Below are 22,580 nucleotides of genomic sequence, written 5' to 3'. Positions count from 1 at the left end.
TATGTATACATTTACTTATGGATGGAGTGAAAGCAATGAGTAATTCAACTAATGTAGAAATGAACACCATCGATCAAATCAAACAACGTATTTTAGATGCTAAGCATAATCGCCTTACCCATACTGATTTTGATATTCATGCAGAATTGGAGAACGTATTGCAAGATATCGGACTTTCTTCCGCAGATAGTGGCGGAGAGATTTCATTTACAGGGAAAGATCCGATTGTACCTAGCGTATTGCGTCTGGCTAGTTCAGCAGGGATTGGAATGGTTGCCAAATCGGTTGCTGCTGCTAACCTGTGGCGACTACGTGGAGGTAAAGGACAAGACATCTCACTGGATTTGCGTAAAATTTTACATCGTCTCTCTCCTTTTTATGATCGCAAATGGGAGAAACTCAATGGATATTCACCTGCTAGCCCTTCTGATCCTAGTCAAGCGCTCAAATTTGGCTTTTATGAAACCAAAGATCATCGCTGGGTGATGCCACTTGAACCTTATCCTAAGCTCAAAATCAATACACTTAAATTATTAGATTGTGCAGATACACCAGAAGCTGTCGCTAAAGCGATCTCTACATGGAATGCCAAAGATTTGGAAGATGCTGCTGCTAAAGTAGGTATCGTAATGCCGATGGCACGTACGGTAGAAGAATTTATCGAAGAACCTACATTCGCTGATGTTGCCAAATTACCCCTTATACAAATTGAAAAAATCGGCGAAAGTGATCCAGAACCATTGTCACAAGGCGTTTCTTCTCCGCTTGAAGGTATTCGCGCATTAGGAATGGGGCATGTGATTGCAGGTGCCGGTATCGGACGGGCACTGGCTTTACAAGGAGCAGATGTACTTAATATCTGGCGACCATCCGATTGGGAAGTAGACACTACTTATTACACATCTAGTGTCGGTATGCGCTCTTCTATATTAGAAATAGGCGAACCGCAAGGTCATGCCAAAATGCAAGCATTGTTACAAGACGCTGATATCTTTTTTGCGAATCGTAGACCTTCTTATCTGAATCGATTTGAACTAGATCCAGAGCAATGTGCTAGTGTAAGACCGGGTATTATTCATGTATCTGTCTCGCTTCATGGCGAAGAAGGAGTCTGGGCAGATCGAGTTGGATTCGATCAGACCGCTGGAACGGTTACAGGGGTTATGTGCCTTGAAGGAACACCAGAGAAACCACAACTACCCGCTATTTTAGTCGTAAATGACTATATTATCTCGTGGCTTGCTGCTGCTGGCGCAATGGCGGCTCTTGCAAGACGTGCAGAAGAAGGCGGTAGCTATAAAGTACACATTTCGCTTAGTCGTGTATCGTTATGGTTAATGTCGATGGGTATTTTTGATAAAGATTATGCGTATGCAACAGCAGGTTCGTCGGATGAGCATCTGTATCTTGATCCTGACTTATTTACAGCAGAAACGCTCTGTGGAGATTATCAAGGCGTGACCGATCAAGTGCAAATGTCTGAGACACCGGGACATTACAACACTGTACTTGTTCCAAGAGGATCTAACCGTCCAGAGTGGTTACCCAAAAATCTGTAAACTTCTCTTTTCATTCCTATATTCTATACAAATGATATAGAAGTATCCTGATATAAATAGTGATGACTACTTTAAAATAACTTCTGATCTTTAGCCATTGGGTTACGATAATAAGCTTAAATATCGCTTGTTATTGTAACCTTTTTTGCCTTTAACTAAATTCTGTCAAACGATTTACAATCATGTGCTTATGAAGACGCTATATAATTGGTTCCTACAATTCTTTTTAGGGTATAAATCGATAGACCATACGCAGTCTAATACATATCTTATGTAGGAGGAACATCTATGTTAATCGAAGCTGTCTATCATCGTCCCAAGCTGAATTGGGGTTATCCTTATGATCGTGAAACGATTCATTTACGTCTACGCACTAAAAAGCAGGATGTGAAAGAAGTCTGGGCTCTTGCTGGTGATAAATACATGTGGGAAAAATCCAAAGAACGCGTACAGATGCATGTTTTTGCAACAGATGATCTGTTCGATTATTGGGAATGTGAAGTAGTTCCTCCTTTCCGCCGTATCAAATACGGATTCCTTCTCAAAAACGATGATGAAGAAATTTGGATGGACGAAGATAAATTTGGTAAAGAAGAACCGAAAATGGATCGTTTATTCGATATTCCATTTATCAATCCAGTTGATGTATTTACACCACCGGCATGGGTGAAAGATGCTGTTTTTTATCAAATTTTTCCGGAACGATTCGCTAATGGAGATCCTTCGATTAATCCGAAAGACACATTGCCATGGGGCGAAAAGCCAGAGTGGTTTAACTTTTTCGGTGGTGATCTGCAAGGGATTATCGATCATTTAGATCATTTGACCGATCTTGGGATCAATGCGATTTATATGACGCCGATTTTCAAAGCAACCACTAATCATAAATACGATACCGAAGATTATATGGAACTTGATCCTCATTTCGGAGATAAAGAAACGTTGAAGAAATTAATTACAACGTGCCATGATAAAGGCATTCGCGTGATGTTTGATGCAGTATTTAATCATTCTGGCAAAACATTTGCTCCATTTGTCGATGTACAAGAAAAAGGCGAAAAATCTAAATATAAAGACTGGTTCCATGTACGTAAATTCCCTCTAGCTGTAGAAGACGGTATTCCAACATATGATACGTTTGATTTTGAGCCATTAATGCCGAAGTTGAATACTGAAAACCCAGAAGTAAAAGAGTATCTGTTAAATGTAGCTAAGTACTGGGTTGAAGAATTTGGCATCGATGGTTGGCGCTTAGATGTTGCTGATGAAGTGGATCATCATTTCTGGCGTGAATTCCGTCAAGCTGTGAAAAGTATCAATCCAGACGTCTATATTTTGGGCGAAATCTGGCATGAATCTTCTCCTTGGTTGCAAGGCGATCAATTCGATGCTGTAATGAATTATCCGTTCAAAAATGCGGTAACCGACTTCTTTGTCGAAGATACAACAGACGCATTAACATTTGCTCATGCGATTGGTACACAGATGTCACGTTACCCTCGTCAGGTGACTGAAGTATCTTTTAACCTGTTAGATAGTCATGATACTGCGCGTGCGTTGACGCTTGCTAAAGGTAACAAAGATCGTCTCAAATTAGCGGTAACTTTCCAGATGACATATAGCGGTACTCCTTGTATTTATTATGGAGACGAATTTGGTATGGAAGGCGAAAACGATCCAGATTGCCGTCGTTGTATGGTGTGGGATGAGAAGGATCAAGACTTGGAATTGTTTGCTTTTTATCAACAATTAATCAGTCTGCGCAAACAATATCCTGCTCTACGTCAAGGTACATTTAAGTTCTTACATGCCAAAGAAGGCAATAACGGACTGATCTATGAGCGTTCTGATGATGAAGATACATTTGTGATTGCGATGAACAGCTCTTCTGAACCGGTAACGGTTAGCATTGATGTAGAAACATCCAAGTGGGAAAACATGTTAGATCAGACTACACTTCAAGTTGAAAATGGTCGTCTAGAAGAAAAATTACCTGCTTTTGCTTTTGTTATTTTGAGAGCTGTTCAATAACAAAATCTATTTATATAGAAGATAGATCTCTCTCGAAGCCTGCTTTCTTTATAGAAAGCAGGTTTTTTTATTGTTTATTTAGGATGTAATCATTTTTCTCCTCTCGCTTACAACACATATCATTTATCATTTTAAAGTATTCCTTCGCTCAAACTTTAAATAGAAGTAATGCTCTTTTTTTACAATAAAATATGTAATATTGAAATTTATATTAAGTATTGAGAATAAGGTTCCGATATTCAAAGAGACAAACTTTTTTTACATTTTATTCAAATGTTTCAACAAGTATTATTTAGGTTTATGTTTATACATTATTTAGTATTTGGTTCCAATGATTTATCACTTTTTGTCGAATTATTTTTGAGCATACGTAAGACTTTATACACCCTTTTTTTCAAAACAGTAGTTGGATTTATCCTTTTTTATTATTTGTTTTGGACTGCTGATTTACTCCCTCTTTACCTTTGTCCCTTATACACAAAGGACAAATCGTATCATCTTTCAATTGATATCTTCACGTTAAAACCTTAAACTTTGAAGTATTCACTACTAGTTCTTATTTCTTAGCCCTATGTTTATGATATCGTTTTCAATCGGACTTTGGAAAGGAGGATATCGATTTTGGAGAAGCTGACCGCTCGCCTCACAATGATGCTACAGTTTCTGGTTGCCTCTCATGGTGACTATATTACAATCAGGGACTTGTCCGATCATCTAGATGTGAGTGAGAAAACGGTCAAGCGTGAATTGCCGAGCGTTGAAGACTGGTTACATCAAAGACAGCTAACCCTGATTCGCAAACCGGGTACAGGGCTTGCACTGGAAGGTAGTCCAGAACATCTGGCTATCGTACAGCAAGAACTGGAAGAACAGACACCTAAGAAAGACTACACCCGTGAAGAAAGGCATTACTTCATTATTAGTGAACTTCTACTTTCCAAAGAACCGATTAAGTTATACACCTTTGCTTCACAGTTCAAAGTCACAGAAGGCACGCTCAGTAATGATCTGGATCGTATCGAACAATGGCTTCAAGCTTTTGAGATTACATTGATTCGTAGACCCGGACTTGGTGTCTATATTGAAGGAACTGAAAGTAGTATCCGTTCTGCACTGGTACATCTACTATATGAAAGTGTAGACGAATACCAATTGAATCATCTGGTACGTGACCGTTTCCCTACAGAAGAACAACCTGGACGCGTACAATTCCATATCCGCAACCGCCTGCTGAACCTGGTTGATGATGGAATGATGAACCAGCTTCAGCAGTACTTGAGTGATCTGGAACGTGAAATGCATATGAAATTAACCGATAGCGCGTATATCGGGCTGGCTGTTCATCTAGCGCTGGCGATAGAACGTATTCGAAGAGGGCAACGCATCACGATTGCTCCTCGCATACTGGATGAGCTCAAGCAACTAAATGAATTTGAGACTGCACGTACACTCGCGATCAAGTTAGAACAGTCTTTTGATATTGTGATTCCTGAAGATGAGATGGGTTATATCACTATGCATCTCAAAGGCGCTGAAACAAGACTTAGCGTCGAATCTGATCCGTATTATGAGCACGTTAGCTTTGAACTGGTCAAGCTTGCCCGGGATGTACTGAAAATGGCCGAAAGTGAAACCGGATTCGAACTCAAAGGAAACAGCAAATTGTTCGCAGGCTTTATTAATCATCTTGGACCTGCGGTAGAGCGACTACGATTAGGATTAGATATTCGTAATCCCCTACTCGCACAGATCAAAGAACAATATGGCCCTACGTTCGAAGTCGCTCGCAAGTGTTCGACTTTACTGGCTCAATTTACAGGCAAAGAAGTACCGGAAGCAGAGATTGGTTATATGGCCATGCATATCGGCGCTATGTCTGAATATGCTGCTGCTCAGAAAAAACCATTTAAAGCATTAATCGCTTGTGCTAGTGGGATGGGAACATCCAGTTTGCTGTCTGTTCGAGTCAAACGTGAATTCCCTGCTCTACAAATTATTGATGTGGTTTCTTCTTCAGAAGCTGTTCGTTTAGAAAAGCGTGCTGATATTATTATCTCTACCGTAGAAGTAGATAGCCTCATTCCAACTGTACGAGTATCACCCTTACTTTCATCAGAAGACATTATCAATATTCGTAAAACATTATCTAAGCTAGATACTTCTAAGCATACACAACATGTACAACAACAATCGCTTGATCCGAGTGTACGCTTAACCGAAACATTGAACACTCATAAAGAAACACTGACTGGCATCTTAGATTTAACACAAGGATTAGTGATAAGAGATGGATATACTTCCACTTCTGTAAGTGACTTGATCCACCACATTGCAACGACTTTTACTGCTTCTACAGAAAGAGCACATGTATTAGAACAAGAACTGCATGAACGTGAGCGATTAGGAGAAACTGTTCTTTCGCAAGATGGATTGATTTTGTTACACTGTCGTTCATCTGTCGTGCCTAAGCTTTTTCTAGGTGTGATGCGATTTGCCCATCCAATATCAGCCGCTTCTCAATCGGTTGATCTGTATGCAGCGATCGTCTTGCTTGCTCCCAAAGACAGCAGTAAGTCTTATCTGGAAGCAGTTAACGAAGTCAGTAAATCATTGATCGACCGTCCTGGATTTGTGACTAGAGTCGTATCGGGTAGTGCCGCCGAATTAACGGCTGAGATTTCTAGCTTAATGAAAGATTTGTATACTCGCAAAATCGAACAATATATGATGGAGGTCGAACAATTATGAGTTCTGTGCAGACAGCTACAAAAGAAAGAAAAAGTGCTCGTGATCGCGTACAAGCATTCGGACGCTTTCTAAGTTCTATGATTATGCCGAATATCGGTGCTTTTATCGCTTGGGGTCTACTTACTGCTTTATTTATTCCAACAGGTTACTGGCCTAATGCTACACTAGCAACAATGGTTGATCCAATGATCAAATATTTGCTTCCTTTATTGATTGCTTATACAGGTGGTAAAGTCGTTGCTGATCATCGTGGTGGTGTACTCGGTGCGATTGCCGCTATGGGTGTTATCGTCGGTGCTGAAATTCCAATGTTTATCGGTGCAATGATTATGGGTCCACTTGGTGGATATGTCATCAAACAGTTCGATAAATTGATCGAAGGTAAAGTAAAATCCGGTTTTGAAATGTTGGTTAACAACTTCTCTGCTGGTATTATCGGTATGTTGCTTGCGATTCTGGGCTTTGTCGGTATCGGTCCATTGGTACAAGCATTTACTTTGCTAGTAGAATCAGGTGTTAACTTCTTGGTTGCTCATAATCTTTTACCATTGGTTTCGATCTTTGTAGAACCAGGTAAAATTTTATTCTTAAATAATGCAATTAACCACGGTATCTTTACACCACTAGGTGCGCAACAATCTCTAGAAACGGGTAAATCTATTTTCTATCTTTTAGAAGCGAATCCAGGGCCGGGTCTTGGTGTATTGTTGGCTTACTGGATCTTCGGTAAAGGTACAATTAAAGGTTCTGCTCCAGGTGCAATCATTATTCAATTCTTTGGTGGTATTCATGAAGTATACTTCCCTTATGTATTGATGCGTCCAATCTTGTTTGTTGCTGTTATTCTTGGCGGTATGGCTGGCGTATTTACAAATAGTATCCTAGGTAGTGGTCTAACCAGTGCTGCTTCTCCAGGTAGTATTTTTGCAATCTTAGGTCTAGCACCAAAAGGTGGTCATCTGGTTGTATTAGCAGGTGTGGCCGCAGCAGCCATTGTCTCCTTCATTTTCTCAGCGATCTTCTTACGCAAAGCTCCAAGCGATGAAGATTTGGAAAAAGCTCAAGCCGCTTCCAAAAACATGAAGTCTGGCGGTAACGCTGGTGGTCCTGCTTTGACATCTGCTAACGATCTTCAAACAGGTGAAGTTCGCAAAATCGTATTTGCTTGTGATGCAGGTATGGGTTCAAGTGCTATGGGTGCTTCTTCTTTCCGCAAAAAAGTACAACAAGCAGGTCTACCGATCAATGTAACCAATACAGCGATTGATGCGATTCCTTCTGATGCAGATATCGTCGTGACTCAACAAAATCTAACAAGCCGTGCTAAAGGTAAAGCACCAAATGCACAGCATGTATCGATTGATAACTTTATTAACAATCCGATCTATGATGATATGATTGAACGTTTAAAATCAGCTACAGCAGGTAGCCCTGACTCTTCTATTCCAGATAATGCTGCTGGTGTGAAACAAGAAGTCAGTGATGTATTGAGTCACAATGCACCACATGTGGTACAAGATACAACAACGTCTAACGCAGGTTCTACCATTTTGCGTAAAGAAAATATTGTATTAGGTCTTGCTAGCACATCGAAAGAAGATGCGATTAACAAAGCAGGCGAAATGCTAGCTGCTGCTGGTTATGTCAAACATGATTATATTGCAGCGATGCATGAGCGTGAAAAAGTAGCTTCTACTTACATCGGTAACGGTGTAGCGATTCCTCATGGTGTCGGTGAAGCGAAAAAACAAATTCAAACATCCGGTATTGTTGTTCTACAGTATCCAAATGGTGTGGAATTTGAAGGCGGTACTGCTTATCTTGTAATCGGTATTGCTGGTGCAGGTGGAGAACATCTTCAAATCCTGACTAAAATTGCTGAAACGATTGAAGATGAAGCGACTGTACAACATTTAGCTAAAGTCACAGATGCTGAAGAAATCTATCGCACATTCTCAATCTAATCCTATAGTTATTCCGGTTGAATCAGCAGCGATCTCGTTGCTGATTTAACCTGTTTATATCTACTTTTGCTTATATAAGCTACACATTAAGGATGGCTTCTGGTTATATACAGAAGGAAATCCTACAAATACTTACGGAGGTGCAATATTATGAAAAAAGCGATTCAATTTGGTGCAGGAAATATCGGTCGTGGATTTATCGGAGCTTTATTGTCTAATGCAGGCTATCACGTGGTTTTTGCAGATATTAACGAACAAATGATTAATGAACTGAATGAGAAAAAAAGCTACCAGATTCATATTCTTGATCTGGAAAAAAGCGTAGAAACGATTACCAATGTATCTGGTTGTCTTTCTAATGGTACAGACATTATTGATGAAATTGCTAGTGCAGACATTATTACAACCGCAGTAGGGCCAAATGTACTCAAATTTATTGCGCCTACGATTGCACAAGGAATTGAAGCTAGACGTACAGCAGGCGGTGGTTCACTGAATATTATCGCTTGTGAAAATATGGTTGGTGCCACAAGTCATCTACAAGAGCAAGTACTGACTCACCTTTCAGAAGAAGGTAAAGCCTATGCTGATCAAAATGTCGGCTTTGCCAATTGTTCTGTAGACCGTATCGTTCCTCCTTTCCAGGGTGACAGCATTCTAGATGTAGGTGTAGAAGCCTTCCACGAGTGGATTGTAGAAGAGCCTAAACTTAAAGGTGGTACACCTGAAATTGATGGTATGAAGCTTACAGACAATCTGGTTGCTTATGTACAACGTAAACTGTTCACACTGAATACAGGTCATGCTATTACAGCCTATATCGGTTTCTTGAAAGGTCTAGAAACGATTGACCAAAGTATTCAAGATGAAGGTGTACGTGCGATTGTACGTCCAGCGATGGAAGAAAGCGGCGCAGCTCTTGTACAAAAACATGGCTTCGATGCAGGCGAACATGCCAAATACATCGATAAAATCGAAACTCGCTTCAAAAATCCATATATTCGTGATGAAGTGATTCGTGTAGGACGCGAACCTTTACGCAAATTAGGACAAGCTGATCGTCTGGTAGGCCCTGTAAAAATGGCAACTGAATTTGATCTCGGACGCGATCATTTGCTCAAAGGGATTGCTGCTGCATTCCACTATGACAATACAGCTGATCCTCAATCTGCTGAACTACAAGGACGTATTCAAGCCGAAGGCTTTGGCCCTGTCGTCAGCGATGTAACAGGATTTGCCAAAGACAGCGAAGACTATAATAAAGTCATCACTGCTTATGAAGAGTTGAAATCTCTAAAAAGCTAAGCAAAATAGATAATTACGTTTTATTATCCAAACTCATCAATATACTTTTACTGCTATAAGTAATAATTTACTTATAAAAGTAGAGGTGAATTGATGAGTTTTTATTTATTTTCTTTTATAAGTTACTTAATCTCACATCAAATTTAAGGTGATATCCATAATATTCCTTTAGATTCCAAAAATTTGAAATTAACTATTTACAAAACAGATCACCATGATATAATAACTTACAACAAATGGATTTAATTCAAACTAAAGGAGTTAACTTCCAATGAATAACATAGATATCAAAAAACCTATCGAAGATTATGACACGAATTATTTCGATCAATCGTATTTAGATGTCTATAAAAAAATATTAGTAGATGGCTTGCAGGAACAAATCGATTTTCTGACTTCTATTATTGATCCTGATACTGAATCGAATATATTAGACTTCTTCTGCTGTAACGGCAGACATATTTTACAACTGTCTGATATGGGATTTCACACTACAGGATTAGATATTAACAAACAATATTTAGAGTTGATCCAGCAACGTTCTCAAGGAAAAGTACAAACTATTCTTGCAGATGGACGAGAATATGTCGGTCAGGAAAATTACGATGTTGTACTGAATTTAGAAAATTCTATCGGTTATATCGAAGACTATGAAGACAATCTTAAAATTATCCAATCGATACATAGTTGCTTACGTTCGGGTGGAAAATTTATTTTAACATTGATTAACCGTGATTATCTGGTACGTAACTTTCACTCTCTTGCCTGGTTTGGCAATGGAGAAGGTAAATATATGTTAGAAAAGCGCCGTTTCGATCCGACAACCAGTGTACTTCATATTGAAGAAAAAAGGCTTACTGTAGACGGCCCTGAAAAAAATTACAGACTGAATATGAGATTATTTAGCGCCACTGAAATCAATCTCATGCTATCCAGTAGCGGATTCAAAGTACTTGATATTTTTGGTGATTTTGACCGAAGTCCATACCGAATGAACTCTCCACAAATGTTATATATCTGCGAAAAAATATAATCTCTATTTATATTTATAGATATACCTATACTACGTGAGGGAGGTGACAATTTATGAAAAGAGATCGTATTATCATCATTGACTAATTTGTCTGTCGGCCAACCGGATACCTCTACAAAGGCTACTGATATACTCAGTAGCCTTTGGTTTATCCAAAAGAAAGGATTTGTATATTCATGTCTAATTCGACCGTATCTTTTGTAGCTACAGGTGATAGCTTTATTACTCGAATTTCTCCCGGTCATTTATCTTTGGAACAGTTAGTTCCTTTTATTCAAAAGCATGATGTACGATTAACCAATTTAGAAACAACAATCCGTATGGAAGAAGGATTCCCTGCTGCTCAAAGTGGAGGAACATGGGCATCAGCAACTCCCGAGGTTTTACAACATTTGCAATCATATGGATTTAATATATTATCGATCGCTAACAATCATATGCTTGATTATTCTTATGGCGGTTTGGCAGCTACTGAAAAATATATCAGTGCATTGAATCTATTATATTGCGGTGCTGGCTCTACTCTACATACCGCAAGTAAACCCAAATACTTAGAAACACCTCAAGGTCGTATTGCAGTCATTGGTGTCACTTCTACTTTTCATGAATCAGCTATTGCTGGAGAAAGCCGTGTAGATTGTTCTGGTCGTCCCGGTATCAATCCTTTAAGATACAACACTGTTCATCAGATCAGCTCTACTCATATGCAACAATTAAAAGAATTAACAGCTGTAACTTCTATTAATGCAGAAATCAATATTGCGATGCAACATGGACATTTACTCGATCAACTTCCAGATTCTTTTTTTATGTTTGGTGAGTATGATTTTGTCGAAGTAGATGATCCCTCTCAGGAAGGTACTTTTACCAGTTGCAATCCGATAGATACCCAGCGTATCTACCAATCTATTCATGAAGCCAAACGCCAAGCAGATTATGTGATTTTAAGTGTACATTCCCATGAAATGAAAGACGAAAATGAGAATGAACCGGCTGATTTTTTAAAAGAATTCTGTAGAGGATGTATTGATGAAGGCGCACATGCTATGATCTGTCACGGTCCTCATCATATTCGTGGTATTGAAATCTATCAAGAACGTCCTATTTTTTATGGATTAGGTAACTTTATTTTTCAAAATGAAACTGTAGAATCAGCACCAGCTGATTTTTATAACCATTTAAATTTAAATCATACCCATAATATTGCAGACTTACTGGATAAAAAAAGTAAAAACGGTACTTCTAGCTTTGGTGCTAATCTCAAGTTCTGGCAATCATTTGTGCCTTCGTGGACAATGGATAATGGCAAATTAATAGATTTAGCGATTCATCCTATCTCACTTGGACATGAATTACCACGTTATCGTAGAGGTTGTCCAACTTTTAGTAATCAGACCTCAATCATTGAGCAATTGAATACATTATCTTCTTCATATGACGTTCATTTTGAGGTTCAATCAGATGGTACAGGCAAGTTAATATACTAAAGATATTGCATCGTAAAGGAGATGGAATATGCTAGCTTTATTTCGAATACCCGCGTTTCTTCATTTTTGGCTAGCACAAGTCTTTTCTAGACTGGGTGATGCGATAGCCACTACAGCCATCATTTTTCTAATAGGTTCCAATTCGTCAGATCCTATTTTTATTAGTTTAGTAATTTTTGCAGAGTTGTTTGCAACGACAGCTTTTGGTTTGTTTGCAGGATCCATTGCTGACCGTTTTCCTAAGCATCTGGTAATGATTTATATGGATGTATTCAGAATTGTGATCAATATTATTATGATTCTATGTATAGCTTCTCCACTTGCTCTTATTGTTTTGGTTTTTTTGAAAGGAATCGGTACAACTATTTTTTACCCGGCCCGCACTTCCTTTATTCCCGATATTGTTGGTGAGAATCATGTTAATGAAGCTATGTCGATTAGTCAAAGTACTTATTTTACTGTCTACATTATAGGCCCTGCGATTGCTGGATTATTATTAACCACTACTTCAGTATCTATGATTTTTGTACTCGATATTTTATCATATCTCTTTTCTATTATATTTATTATGATTGCTAATTCATTTATTGTATCCAAAGCCAAACTTGATCTTACGCCAGAAGAAAAAGTAACTCACGAACCGATCTGGGCATCAATGATTTCCGGTCTTAAAACTGTTTACCGTATCCCTTCGCTGTTCTTTTTGCTTATGATTTTGATTCCTTTTATGTTTGTTGCCGGGATATTTGATACAACGTATACTTCTATTTTGCTTCAAGTATTTCGTTTACCTGCTATCGATTATGGTCAGATTCAAAGTATAGAAGGAATTGGAGCTGTCGTAGGAGCAATTATAGGCCCTTTTTTATTACGTAAATTAAATTCTAGTCTACTCTTGTTATGTACTATTATTGCTTTTGGTATACTAATGAGCTGTGTGACTCCACTTAATTATATTCATGCTACAAATCTTTCTCCTATTTATGTATGGAGCCTAGCGATCGGGATTATCAATGCTTTGATTAATCTACCTATCACTTCTATTTTTTTGAAAATCACACCCAAACCTTTTCGAGGTCGAGGGATTTCTATACTACAAACATTAACTACTTTAGGTATTATTTTAGGCTTATTATCCGGGGGAATTGTAGCACGTTACTTTAATCTGATTACACTAACGACGATTGCTGGTATTGCTCTTATAGTATTTATACTGATTATCGCTTGTACCTCCAAATTCAAGCATTTATTACAAGAGTCTCGTTCTGAACCAACCGTAGCATCTACTTCTAAGCAAGCTACTGAATCTTCATAAATAAAGATAGGAATAATCTAAAAAAGACTTTTCTTTTCAGTACAAGTTCATGTACTTTGAGAAGAAAAGTCTTTTTGGAAATATCAAGATAGGAGTCATACATCCAATCATTTAACCTAGCATTTGACGAGGGTATTCGGCAGGCTTACCGAATAAGTAACCCTGTGCTAGCTCAATTCCGATACTACGGCAAAAGTCGTATTCTTCACGTCGCTCTATGCCTTCTGCCAACACAGTAGAACCATGATTTTGCGAACGCTGCAAAATATGAATAATTTTTTGCTGTTTCTCAGCAGAGATATCACAATGATCGATTAAGCTACGATCGATTTTGACATAATCGGGTTGTAGATGATCGATTAATTCAGGCTTGGAATATCCTGAACCTACATCATCCAAAGCAACAGATATCCCATTACTGCGATACACATCAAAGATATTTTGTAACTTAGGCATTTCAACAATATTTTCGGTTTCAACCACTTCAAATACAAAGTCTTTTGGATTTAAATGAAGACGCTCAATAGCAGCAAACGTATGACTCAAACAATACTGCGGATTGTAAATAGAAGATGGTAAAAAGTTAATAAAGCGTTTGATACCTGGTTGTAAATATTGCGCACTCGTCTCAATCGCTGAAATACGAGCTGCCCGATCCAAAAATGAGTGTAACCCTGTCTGATGCGCAATATCGAATAAGCGATACGGCTGAAATGTAGGGCCATCTATAATCGGACGAAGCAAAAATTCATAAGCAATAACTTGCTCATGTTGATTCACAATCGGTTGCATATGGCTTGTAAATTGCTTTTGTCGAATAATTTCAACAACATCGTCATGCTGTAGTCGATTAACAAATACAGACAATGGCAACCATACCGGCTCTCCGCCAATATCGTCTGAACCTAACAAACCTACAGATACACAAGATGTAATTTCTTCAGGTAAACTTCGTACCCAGTGCATGATATCAAGCATCTGTTCTCTTGATTGATATGAAATAGAGCAAATATCTTCCATGATATACGTATCATAAGACTGTTGTCGAATTAGATTTTCAAGAGAAGAAGAAAGCGGTCGCAAGGACACTGTTCCTTGGTCTTCTATCGGCTGAACATAACTGCAACCGCTACAATTCATAGAGATCCTCCTTAATATTAAAACAAAAACGTAGTATAAACGTGAAAATTAATCGGGTTTAAATAGAGTTGCTTTACTTTTCATTTCTCATATTATAACATCCTCAATCAAGATCACATTAGGCGTTCAGTATATTATCGGCTTTATTTTGATATTTTTGAATACGACAAAAACTGCAATAATTACTATTGCAGTCTTTGAAGTTGATACGTTCATCATTCACTCTAGTTACGTTGCTATTAGCTAGCAGGAATCTCGATCGAATCTCCAACTTGAAGCTTCGTTGGATCTGTAATTTTATTGTATTTAGCAAGTTCTTCCCATGTTACGCCATATTTCAGACTAATACGATACAGATTATCACCTTTTTTGATAATATAGGTTTTCTCATCTGTAGGTTTAGCTGGCTTATCAACAGCTGGTTTTGTCGGTTTAGGTGCTGGAACCGGCTTCGTTGTTGGTTTGGTAGGCTTCGCTGGTATTACTGGTTTGGACGGTTTGGCAGGTGTTACGGCTGGCTTGCTACCTGCTGCTGCGCTAGAAAGATTAATTGAATATTTAGCAAAACCATCTGCTGCTTCTCCTACATAAGCAATTGGATCTGCTCCTGCAACTGCTTTGGCACTAGACAATGCGTCTTTTGCTTTTGGAGAAGTGTTGAATGTTACTGTTGGGTTGCCTTTGATTGGTGCAAGTGACCAGTTACCATCAGCAGCCGGATTGATTGTTTTGTTTTCACGAATATAATCGATAATTACTTGACGGTTCTCGTCTGGTGCAGCCAGAATAATACGTTTGCCATCTGGATTCGCCAATTTGGACGAAGAAGCACGGTAGTTATTTGTAGCTACTACAAATTTTTGCTCAGGATCGATAGCTTTACCGTTAAATTGCAAGTTCACAATACGGTTAGAAGATGCGTTTAGAACAGCACCTTTTGCATCGTATTTCGGTGGTTGTGTGACATCAATTTGGTAAGTAACTCCATCGATAACATCAAAGTTATACGTTGGGAAGTCCATATTGATTAACGCTTGCTCGCCTGATTTGGCTGGATCGATTTGATTGAATTGTCCTGCTGACCATTCCAACCAGTTTTTCACTTCTGCTCCATTGACAAGCACAGCATGAACTGTATTTGGATATACATAAAGGTCAGATACATTTTTGATAGCTATCGTGCCTGCGGGAATATCTGTGTAATAACTTGCTCCTGAACGTCCACCTGCTTTGAATGGAGCGCCTGCAGAAAGAATAGGTAAGTTCTCATATTCTGTCCCTTGAAGTTGTTTCTCCAAGTACCATTTTTGAGCGTTGGTTACGATTTGGATCGATGGATCATCTTCTACCAGTGCAAAGTAACTGGTGATACGAGCAGTAGATTCACCAACAGGTCCACGAATATATCCTAGCGTTTCTTCGTGTTCTTTGTATACAGAATCGACTACACCTTGATCTGCATCAACCAATGCTTTTTTGGTAGCAGTATCATAGATTGGACGAGCTTCTACTTTAGAATCAGAGACTGTCCATTTGTCGCCTTGTTGTTTTAGTTCAAGATCAATAATTCCCAGGTGATCGCCCCAGAAACCTGGCTCTACTGAAGGAACGCCATTGATTGTTCCTTTTTCTAGATCCACGCCTGTTTTACCAGCGAAATCAGCACTAGGGAATACTTTGTGTGCATGTCCGAACATAATCGCATCGATACCTGGCACTTTGCTCAAGTACAATACAGAGTTTTCCATCAATTCAGTCTGAGGAATATCTTCAAAGCCAGAATGTGGCACTGCAATAATAATATCTGCGCCTTCTGCTTTCATTTGTGGAATAAATTTGTTCGCTGTTTCAACGATATCTTTAGCAACCACTTTCCCCGACAAGTTTGCGCTATCCCATTGCATTACTTGTGGTGGTACGAAGCCGATAACACCTACTTTAATCGTATGTTTAGCTCCACTTTCATCAGTGACTTCTTTATCCAAAATCAAATAAGGAGTAAAGTAGTTTTTCTCACCTGAACCTGTGCCATCATCTGTATAAATATTAGCATTCACATAAGGGAAGTTAGCGCCTTTGAGAGCGTTACCCAAGAAATCCAGACCATAGTTAAATTCATGGTTACCGATATTTCCTGCATCATAACCCAATTGGTTCATCGCTTTGTAGACAGGGTGAACTTCGCCTGCTTTTAAAGGATCAACTTTGGCTACATAGTCACCTAGCGGATTACCTTGTAATAGATCACCATTATCGATCAATACACTGTTTTTGGCTTCTGCACGCGCATTTTTGATCAATGTCGCTGTTTTGGCATATCCATATTGATCTGTCGCTGCATCTGAATAATAATCATAGTTCATTACGTTCACATGAATATCTGTTGTCTCCAACAAACGTAATTTTACGGTAGATTCAGAAGAAGTGGCTTCGGCTGCAAAAGCAGGAACTGCCGACACTGCAAACAATTGCAGAGCTGCGATGACAGTAATTGCTTTTTTAAATGTTTTGTTTCCCAAGTTCAAAATAAAAAACCCCTCCCAAATATATTCGCATTTGCTTGACCTTTTCCTATTTATCTCTACGCCCTATATGTATAACAGCATGAACAAGCAGTGACAATGTACTTAACATGCTGATTTTAAAAAAATCATATTGGAAATTATGATTTAGAGTAGGCAGATAAATAGTAAAAAGGCTACCAAAAGAAACGCATGATAGAATTGTATACTATCAGCTGATATATTTGAAGGGTTATTAGTTCTATTTTTTATGAAAATAAGATTTATTTTGCGAAAAATTCTATAATTTACATGATTGTGTCATGTTTCTTTTCATAAATAATAACTCATTGAGATTAAGGAGTTAAAAAATTAGTATTTCGATCTTTATATTGAAAATACATATCTAAAATTCGATCTAATTGTTCTGATTGGTCTAACACACGATAATCGCGCATCCCATGTTCTTCTGCCATCTGGTTCAATATGCGGCGTTCCTGCTCAATCTGTTGTTCTATTTGTTTTAAGTTCAAGGAAACCACCTCCAGTATATTTCCTTATATCTTGCTATCAATGAGACTTTCATTTTATTCCATCATCGTCATTTTACAGGTTAGTCTATAAAATATTTCTATATACCTTTTTATACCTTATTTGAGTATACCTTATCAAGTTCCTCAAGTACCTATTTTATCCTTTTTATGGAAAAATAAAGACGAAAAAACTCGGAATTTGAATTTTGCATTCATTTCTCTTGTTTCGCAAATTTCAAATTCCGAGTCATTTATGTGATAACTGCTATCTTAAACCATTAAAGTTGTATCAGATTACGCAGTCCACGTTTTTTTGTTACCATCTTGATCTGTATATTCAATCGTTTGTGGTTTGATATCTAGGATCACATAATCAGGATCTTCTGGACCGGAGAACCATTCTTTAAATTCTTCTTTCCAAACACGTTTTTTCAATTCGTCGTCTGTAGATACAGCACTTACACCTTCGATTTCAACGACTTGATTAGTGCCGCCTTTTTCATAACCCAACAATACATAACAGTTCGGATTTTTTTCTAACTCTTCGACTTTATGTGTTTTGCGGTTTGTCGCGAGATGAATATTCAAGCCTTCGTTATATAGCGCCATGTAGCGTACTTTAGGTTTGTCATTTTCTACTGTACCTAGTGCACAAAATGGATTACCTTCTAATGCAGTTAATATCGCTTGTTCTTCAGCTGTTTTACTCATGATCAATCTCCTCCTGTATATAAACGTATGGGTGTATTCAATATCTATGTCTATGTATATCTATTCGATACGTATAGAAGAATATTGAATGGAACTTTTGTTAGTTACAAACTTCCGTATATGTAAATACCCTTAGACAGCGAGACTGAACCGAAATACACTGTCTTTTGCTGATGACACCGCATTCTCTTTACTGGACAGTTGATACCCTCTGGTCTATAATTACAATGTAAAAAAACCGCATATGTACAGGGGAGCTAGTTGCAACTGGCTGAGAGTGTATTGTGATAAATACAGACCCTTATACCTGATCTGGATAATGCCAGCGTAGGAAAGTAACAAGTCGTTATATGCTGTACTCTAGCTTATAATTGCACCTATGTCGTCCCGATGGGGGCGTTTTTTTTATGCCTTTTATCCAGTACTACAGGATTGACTATTTGAGCTAGAAGAAAGAAGGATGATGGTAATGAGAACTCAAAAAAGGTGGCGTCAAAGCTTACCATGGTTAATGGTAGGTTTATTGTGGATCACAACTGCATGTGGTTCAGCAACAAGTACAAGCAATACAGCCAATCAAGCAGGATCAACATCTGCCCTTAAAGATGTGAAAGTCGTACTCGACTGGACACCAAATACGAATCATACTGGCTTATATGTTGCCCAAGCACAGGGCTATTATAAAGAAGCAGGATTAAACGTCGAAATTATTGCTCCCGGTCAAGGTGGAGCAGATACGATGGTCGCTTCTGGTGAAGTGCCTTTTGGAATCAGTTATCAGGAAAGTGTGACTCAAGCGCGTGTACAAGGAGTGCCTTTAGTGTCACTCGCGGCAGTTATCCAGCATAATACATCTGGCTTTGCCGCTCCTACAGATCGCGGAATCAAAAGCCCTAAAGATATGGAAGGCAAATCCTATGGTGCATGGGGATCGCCTGTTGAAGAAGCCGTTATGAAATCAATTATGGATACCGACGGTGGCGATGTTAGCAAAGTCAAAAGTGTTAATATCGGTAATGCCGATTATTTTACAGCTGTACAAAAAGGAATCGACTTTGCATGGATATTCTATGGATGGACAGGAATTGAAGCAGAACTTCGCGGACAACCATTAGATATGTTATATGTAAAAGATTATTCCGATAAATTAGATTATTATACACCTGTTATCGTAACCAATGAGAAGCAGATCGCTACCGATCCTGCACTTGTGAAATCATTTATGGCGGCAACCAGTAAAGGATATGAATATGCAATCGCTCATCCCGATGAATCGGCAGATATATTGCTCAAAGCAGTACCTGATCTTGATCCTGCACTGGTCAAAGCTAGCCAAAAATGGTTATCTCCACGTTATCAAGATGATGCCAAACGCTGGGGCGAGCAAAAACAATCGGTCTGGGAAGGTTATGCCGATTGGATGTTCAAGCAGAAGTTGTTAGACAAACCGTTAGATGCAACCAAAGCGTATACAAACGATTATTTACCTGAAGCCACCAAATCATAAATAGAACATAAGGAGATGACTAATATGGCACACACCCTTTTAAGTATTCAGGTTATTCCCAAAACTCAAGCTGGTGAGAACTCTTACGATTATGTCGACCGGGCAATAGAAGTGATTCAAGCCTCCGGTGTGAAATATGAAGTGCATCCACTTGAGACCACGATGGAAGGCGAACTTAGCGAATTGTTAGAAGTGGTTCGTCAAATGCACGAAGCGTTAGTGGAAAAAGGAAGCCCGAGTATTATTTCTCAGATCAAAATTGCTCATAGTCCAACCGGAATCAGTATGGATGGATTAACCGAGAAGTACCGCTAATGTCTACGATGAATACATGGTGGAACAGGCTATGGCCGCCCCTCGGGGCGGTTGTTTTATTACTGATTATCTGGCAACTGGCAACCAGTCTATTCCATATTGAGACATGGATTCTTCCTAGCCCTGCATTGATTGGACATGAAGCATGGAGTGAGAAAGACCGACTGGGTTTGCACACATGGGCGACGTTAAAATTGACACTATCCGGTTTTAGTATAGGCGTTGCTTTTGGATTACTGGTCGCAGGCGTGCTTCATTATATTCCTTTTCTACGTTCTGCATTGTATCCATTATTGATCTTGAGTCAAAATATCCCTACGATTGCTCTGGGGCCACTACTCGTTATCTGGTTCGGATTTGGGATATTGTCCAAATTAATTGTTATTATTCTGGTGTGCTTTTTCCCGGTGACCATTGCGGCGCTGAGCGGACTGGCTACTACCGATCGTACAATGCTTAATTATATGCAAATGATCGGAGCTTCTAAAAATCAAATCTTTTGGAAATTAGAATTACCTTTTAGCTTACCTTCGATCTTTTCTGGAGTTAAAATTGCTGCAACGTATAGTGTGATGGGCGCTATTATCGCTGAATGGATTAGCAGTAGTGAAGGGATTGGCTATTATATGATGTTGCAAAAATCAGCTTTTCGCACCGACCATATGTTTTTAGCGATACTGGTAGTTGTAGTGATCAGTCTTATGTTATTTATGCTAATCAATATGATTGAAAAATGGTGTGTTCGCTGGCATCACCCTGCACAACATCGTGCTGTCAAAGGAGGTTCTAAAGATGTCGCTAAATAAACCTCAACATACAACTTTATCGGTGAACAACTCTACTCCACTTTTAGCATTACAAGGGATTAGCAAATCTTTTACACAGGGCAAGCAATCGTTACATGTGCTACAAGACATTTCCCTGCATGTAGAGCAAGGTGAATTTGTATCCATTATCGGCCCTTCTGGTTCCGGTAAAAGTACGCTTTTGCAAATGATCGGTGGTGTGGTGCTTCCCGATCAAGGACAAGTCCTTTTGGACGGACAAAATATAACCGGTCGTAAAGGATTGAGCGGTTATATGCCACAACAACCTGCTTTGATGCCGTGGCGTACGATTGAAGATAATGTTATTTTGGCGCGCGAAGTAGCAGGATTACCACGCAAAGAATCATTAGAATTAGCCAGACAATGGCTGGATAAAGTTGGACTGGGTGGTTTTGCATCATCTTATCCTCATACATTATCTGGCGGGATGCAACAACGGGTTGCGTTTTTAAGAGCTTTGCTAGGACCTCGTGATCTTCTATGTCTGGATGAGCCTTTTAGTGCGTTAGATGCTTTTACACGCAGTGAGATGCAATCATGGTTGTTGAACATTTGGGAAGAAAATAGACGCTCGGTTATTTTTGTCACTCATCATATTGAAGAAGCATTACTACTTTCAGATCGAATCTATGTACTATCTCGTCGTCCTGCTAAAGTACTGCATAATATTGTGGTTCCTTTTCCTCGTCCAAGACGAGAAGAGATTACCGATGATCCGCAATTTATTGCTCTACGCAGACAATTGATGAATGCAATGCGTGATACCCATGAAGGTGATCAATCATGAAGCCTGTCTATGCTACGCTTATCGATAGCCATATCCATCTGGATCAATATCAAGATCAACAGATTGAGCGAATCATTCACTCCCTTCCAGAACACCATATCCAGTCGCTAATTACAGTCTCCATGAATCTACCTTCCTGTCAGCGTAATGAGAAGCTGGCTCAACAATACCCGTCTATCGTTCGTCCCGCTTACGGGTATCATCCAGAACAGCCTTTACCCGGCTCGCAGGAGCTTGAGACGTTATTGGTATGGATAAAGCAACGTATTGATAATATAGTAGCGATTGGTGAGATTGGATTACCGTATTACTTGCGACAAGAAGCAGTAGAACGTGGTGACCAATTAGATGAACAAGGGTATATCGATGTATTGTCTGCTTTACTACAACTTGCTGCCGCTTATGACAAGCCTGTTATTTTACATGCTGTCTATGAAGATGCAGAGATCGTCTGTGATCTTTTAGAACACTATGGTATCACTCAAGCTCATTTTCACTGGTTCAAAGGATATCCTGCTACGATTAATCGCATGATAGCCAAAGGTTATTATATTTCGTTTACGCCAGATATTCAGTATGAACCGGAAATTCAGCAATTGGCTACACTATATCCTACTCATCTGGTGATGGCTGAGACGGACGGCCCGTGGCCATTTGAAGGTTCTTTTGCCGGACAAATGACTCATCCGTCTATGACTGCTACTGTCTGTTCTGAATGGGCTAAGATTCAGCAGATATCAGAGCAAGAAGCTCGCCACTTGATCTATCTAAATACATTATCATTTTACACACCAAATCAGGCACAGCGTCTCTAATA

The 22,580-nt window shown here is 39.0% G+C and carries 17 protein-coding genes and 1 riboswitch; of the genes, 13 read left to right on the top strand and 4 right to left on the bottom strand.

Going from position 1 to position 22,580, the window contains the following annotated elements; all coding sequences use genetic code 11:
• Positions 1-35 precede the first annotated feature (35 nt).
• The 8 genes from PQ456_RS01975 (at position 36) to PQ456_RS01940 (ending at position 13,442) form a co-directional block, all read left to right on the top strand.
• Positions 36-1,559 carry a CoA transferase gene (locus tag PQ456_RS01975; RefSeq protein ID WP_273614617.1) on the top strand — a complete coding sequence of 508 codons (1,524 nt, stop codon included), beginning with the start codon at positions 36-38 and terminating at the stop codon, positions 1,557-1,559.
• A gap of 288 nt (positions 1,560-1,847) precedes the next feature.
• Positions 1,848-3,590 carry an alpha-glycosidase gene (locus tag PQ456_RS01970; RefSeq protein WP_273614616.1) on the top strand — a complete coding sequence of 581 codons (1,743 nt, stop codon included), beginning with the start codon at positions 1,848-1,850 and terminating at the stop codon, positions 3,588-3,590.
• A gap of 621 nt (positions 3,591-4,211) precedes the next feature.
• A complete protein-coding gene (locus PQ456_RS01965; RefSeq protein WP_273614615.1) occupies positions 4,212-6,338 on the top strand; it encodes a BglG family transcription antiterminator in 2,127 nt (708 codons plus the stop codon).
• Complete coding sequence (locus PQ456_RS01960; protein WP_273614614.1) at positions 6,335-8,302, top strand: PTS mannitol transporter subunit IICBA; 1,968 nt, start codon at positions 6,335-6,337, stop codon at positions 8,300-8,302. Before PQ456_RS01965 ends, PQ456_RS01960 begins: the two co-directional genes overlap by 4 nt.
• 150 nt (positions 8,303-8,452) lie before the next feature.
• The gene (locus PQ456_RS01955; RefSeq protein ID WP_273614613.1) at positions 8,453-9,607 is read left to right on the top strand and encodes a mannitol-1-phosphate 5-dehydrogenase; all 1,155 of its coding nucleotides are present in this window, start codon (positions 8,453-8,455) and stop codon (positions 9,605-9,607) included.
• A 271-nt stretch (positions 9,608-9,878) separates the two neighbouring features.
• A complete protein-coding gene (locus PQ456_RS01950; protein ID WP_273614612.1) occupies positions 9,879-10,640 on the top strand; it encodes a class I SAM-dependent methyltransferase in 762 nt (253 codons plus the stop codon).
• Positions 10,641-10,816: 176 nt separating this feature from the next.
• Positions 10,817-12,127: a CapA family protein gene (locus PQ456_RS01945; protein ID WP_273614611.1), complete on the top strand. Its 1,311-nt coding sequence runs from the start codon at positions 10,817-10,819 to the stop codon at positions 12,125-12,127.
• A 28-nt stretch (positions 12,128-12,155) separates the two neighbouring features.
• Complete coding sequence (locus PQ456_RS01940; RefSeq protein ID WP_273614610.1) at positions 12,156-13,442, top strand: MFS transporter; 1,287 nt, start codon at positions 12,156-12,158, stop codon at positions 13,440-13,442.
• Between the two features lie 111 nt (positions 13,443-13,553).
• Here the strand turns inward: PQ456_RS01940 and PQ456_RS01935 are convergent, their stop codons facing one another.
• The 4 genes from PQ456_RS01935 to PQ456_RS01920 all read right to left on the bottom strand — a co-directional run bounded on the left by PQ456_RS01935 (position 13,554) and on the right by PQ456_RS01920 (position 18,327).
• Entirely contained in the window at positions 13,554-14,582 is a 1,029-nt protein-coding gene (locus tag PQ456_RS01935) for an EAL domain-containing protein (protein ID WP_273614609.1), read from the bottom strand.
• A gap of 239 nt (positions 14,583-14,821) precedes the next feature.
• Positions 14,822-17,107, bottom strand: coding sequence for a bifunctional 2',3'-cyclic-nucleotide 2'-phosphodiesterase/3'-nucleotidase (locus PQ456_RS01930; RefSeq protein ID WP_420540635.1), 2,286 nt, complete (start codon positions 17,105-17,107; stop codon positions 14,822-14,824).
• 332 nt (positions 17,108-17,439) lie between these two features.
• Positions 17,440-17,616 (bottom strand): aspartyl-phosphate phosphatase Spo0E family protein, encoded by a 177-nt coding sequence (locus PQ456_RS01925; RefSeq protein ID WP_204826437.1) that lies wholly within the window; start codon positions 17,614-17,616, stop codon positions 17,440-17,442.
• Positions 17,617-17,910: 294 nt separating this feature from the next.
• Positions 17,911-18,327 carry a pyridoxamine 5'-phosphate oxidase family protein gene (locus PQ456_RS01920; RefSeq protein WP_204826436.1) on the bottom strand — a complete coding sequence of 139 codons (417 nt, stop codon included), beginning with the start codon at positions 18,325-18,327 and terminating at the stop codon, positions 17,911-17,913.
• Between the two features lie 240 nt (positions 18,328-18,567).
• Positions 18,568-18,679, top strand: a riboswitch (TPP riboswitch).
• Between the two features lie 117 nt (positions 18,680-18,796).
• Here PQ456_RS01920 and PQ456_RS01915 point away from each other — a divergent pair.
• The 5 genes from PQ456_RS01915 to PQ456_RS01895 are packed head-to-tail and all read left to right on the top strand — an operon-like array spanning position 18,797 to position 22,578.
• Positions 18,797-19,834, top strand: coding sequence for an ABC transporter substrate-binding protein (locus PQ456_RS01915; RefSeq protein ID WP_273614608.1), 1,038 nt, complete (start codon positions 18,797-18,799; stop codon positions 19,832-19,834).
• A 24-nt stretch (positions 19,835-19,858) separates the two neighbouring features.
• The gene (locus PQ456_RS01910; RefSeq protein WP_273614607.1) at positions 19,859-20,149 is read left to right on the top strand and encodes an MTH1187 family thiamine-binding protein; all 291 of its coding nucleotides are present in this window, start codon (positions 19,859-19,861) and stop codon (positions 20,147-20,149) included.
• An 8-nt stretch (positions 20,150-20,157) separates the two neighbouring features.
• Entirely contained in the window at positions 20,158-20,955 is a 798-nt protein-coding gene (locus PQ456_RS01905) for an ABC transporter permease (RefSeq protein WP_273616217.1), read from the top strand.
• Positions 20,942-21,763, top strand: coding sequence for an ABC transporter ATP-binding protein (locus PQ456_RS01900; RefSeq protein ID WP_273614606.1), 822 nt, complete (start codon positions 20,942-20,944; stop codon positions 21,761-21,763). Before PQ456_RS01905 ends, PQ456_RS01900 begins: the two co-directional genes overlap by 14 nt.
• Positions 21,760-22,578: a TatD family hydrolase gene (locus PQ456_RS01895; protein ID WP_273614605.1), complete on the top strand. Its 819-nt coding sequence runs from the start codon at positions 21,760-21,762 to the stop codon at positions 22,576-22,578. Before PQ456_RS01900 ends, PQ456_RS01895 begins: the two co-directional genes overlap by 4 nt.
• Positions 22,579-22,580: the final 2 nt, after the last annotated feature.

The sequence above is a fragment of the Paenibacillus kyungheensis genome, from assembly GCF_028606985.1.
Lineage (GTDB): Bacteria > Bacillota > Bacilli > Paenibacillales > Paenibacillaceae > Saccharibacillus > Saccharibacillus kyungheensis.
Note: the sequence above shows the minus strand (reverse complement) of the source record. Positions and strands in the feature narration are given on the sequence as shown.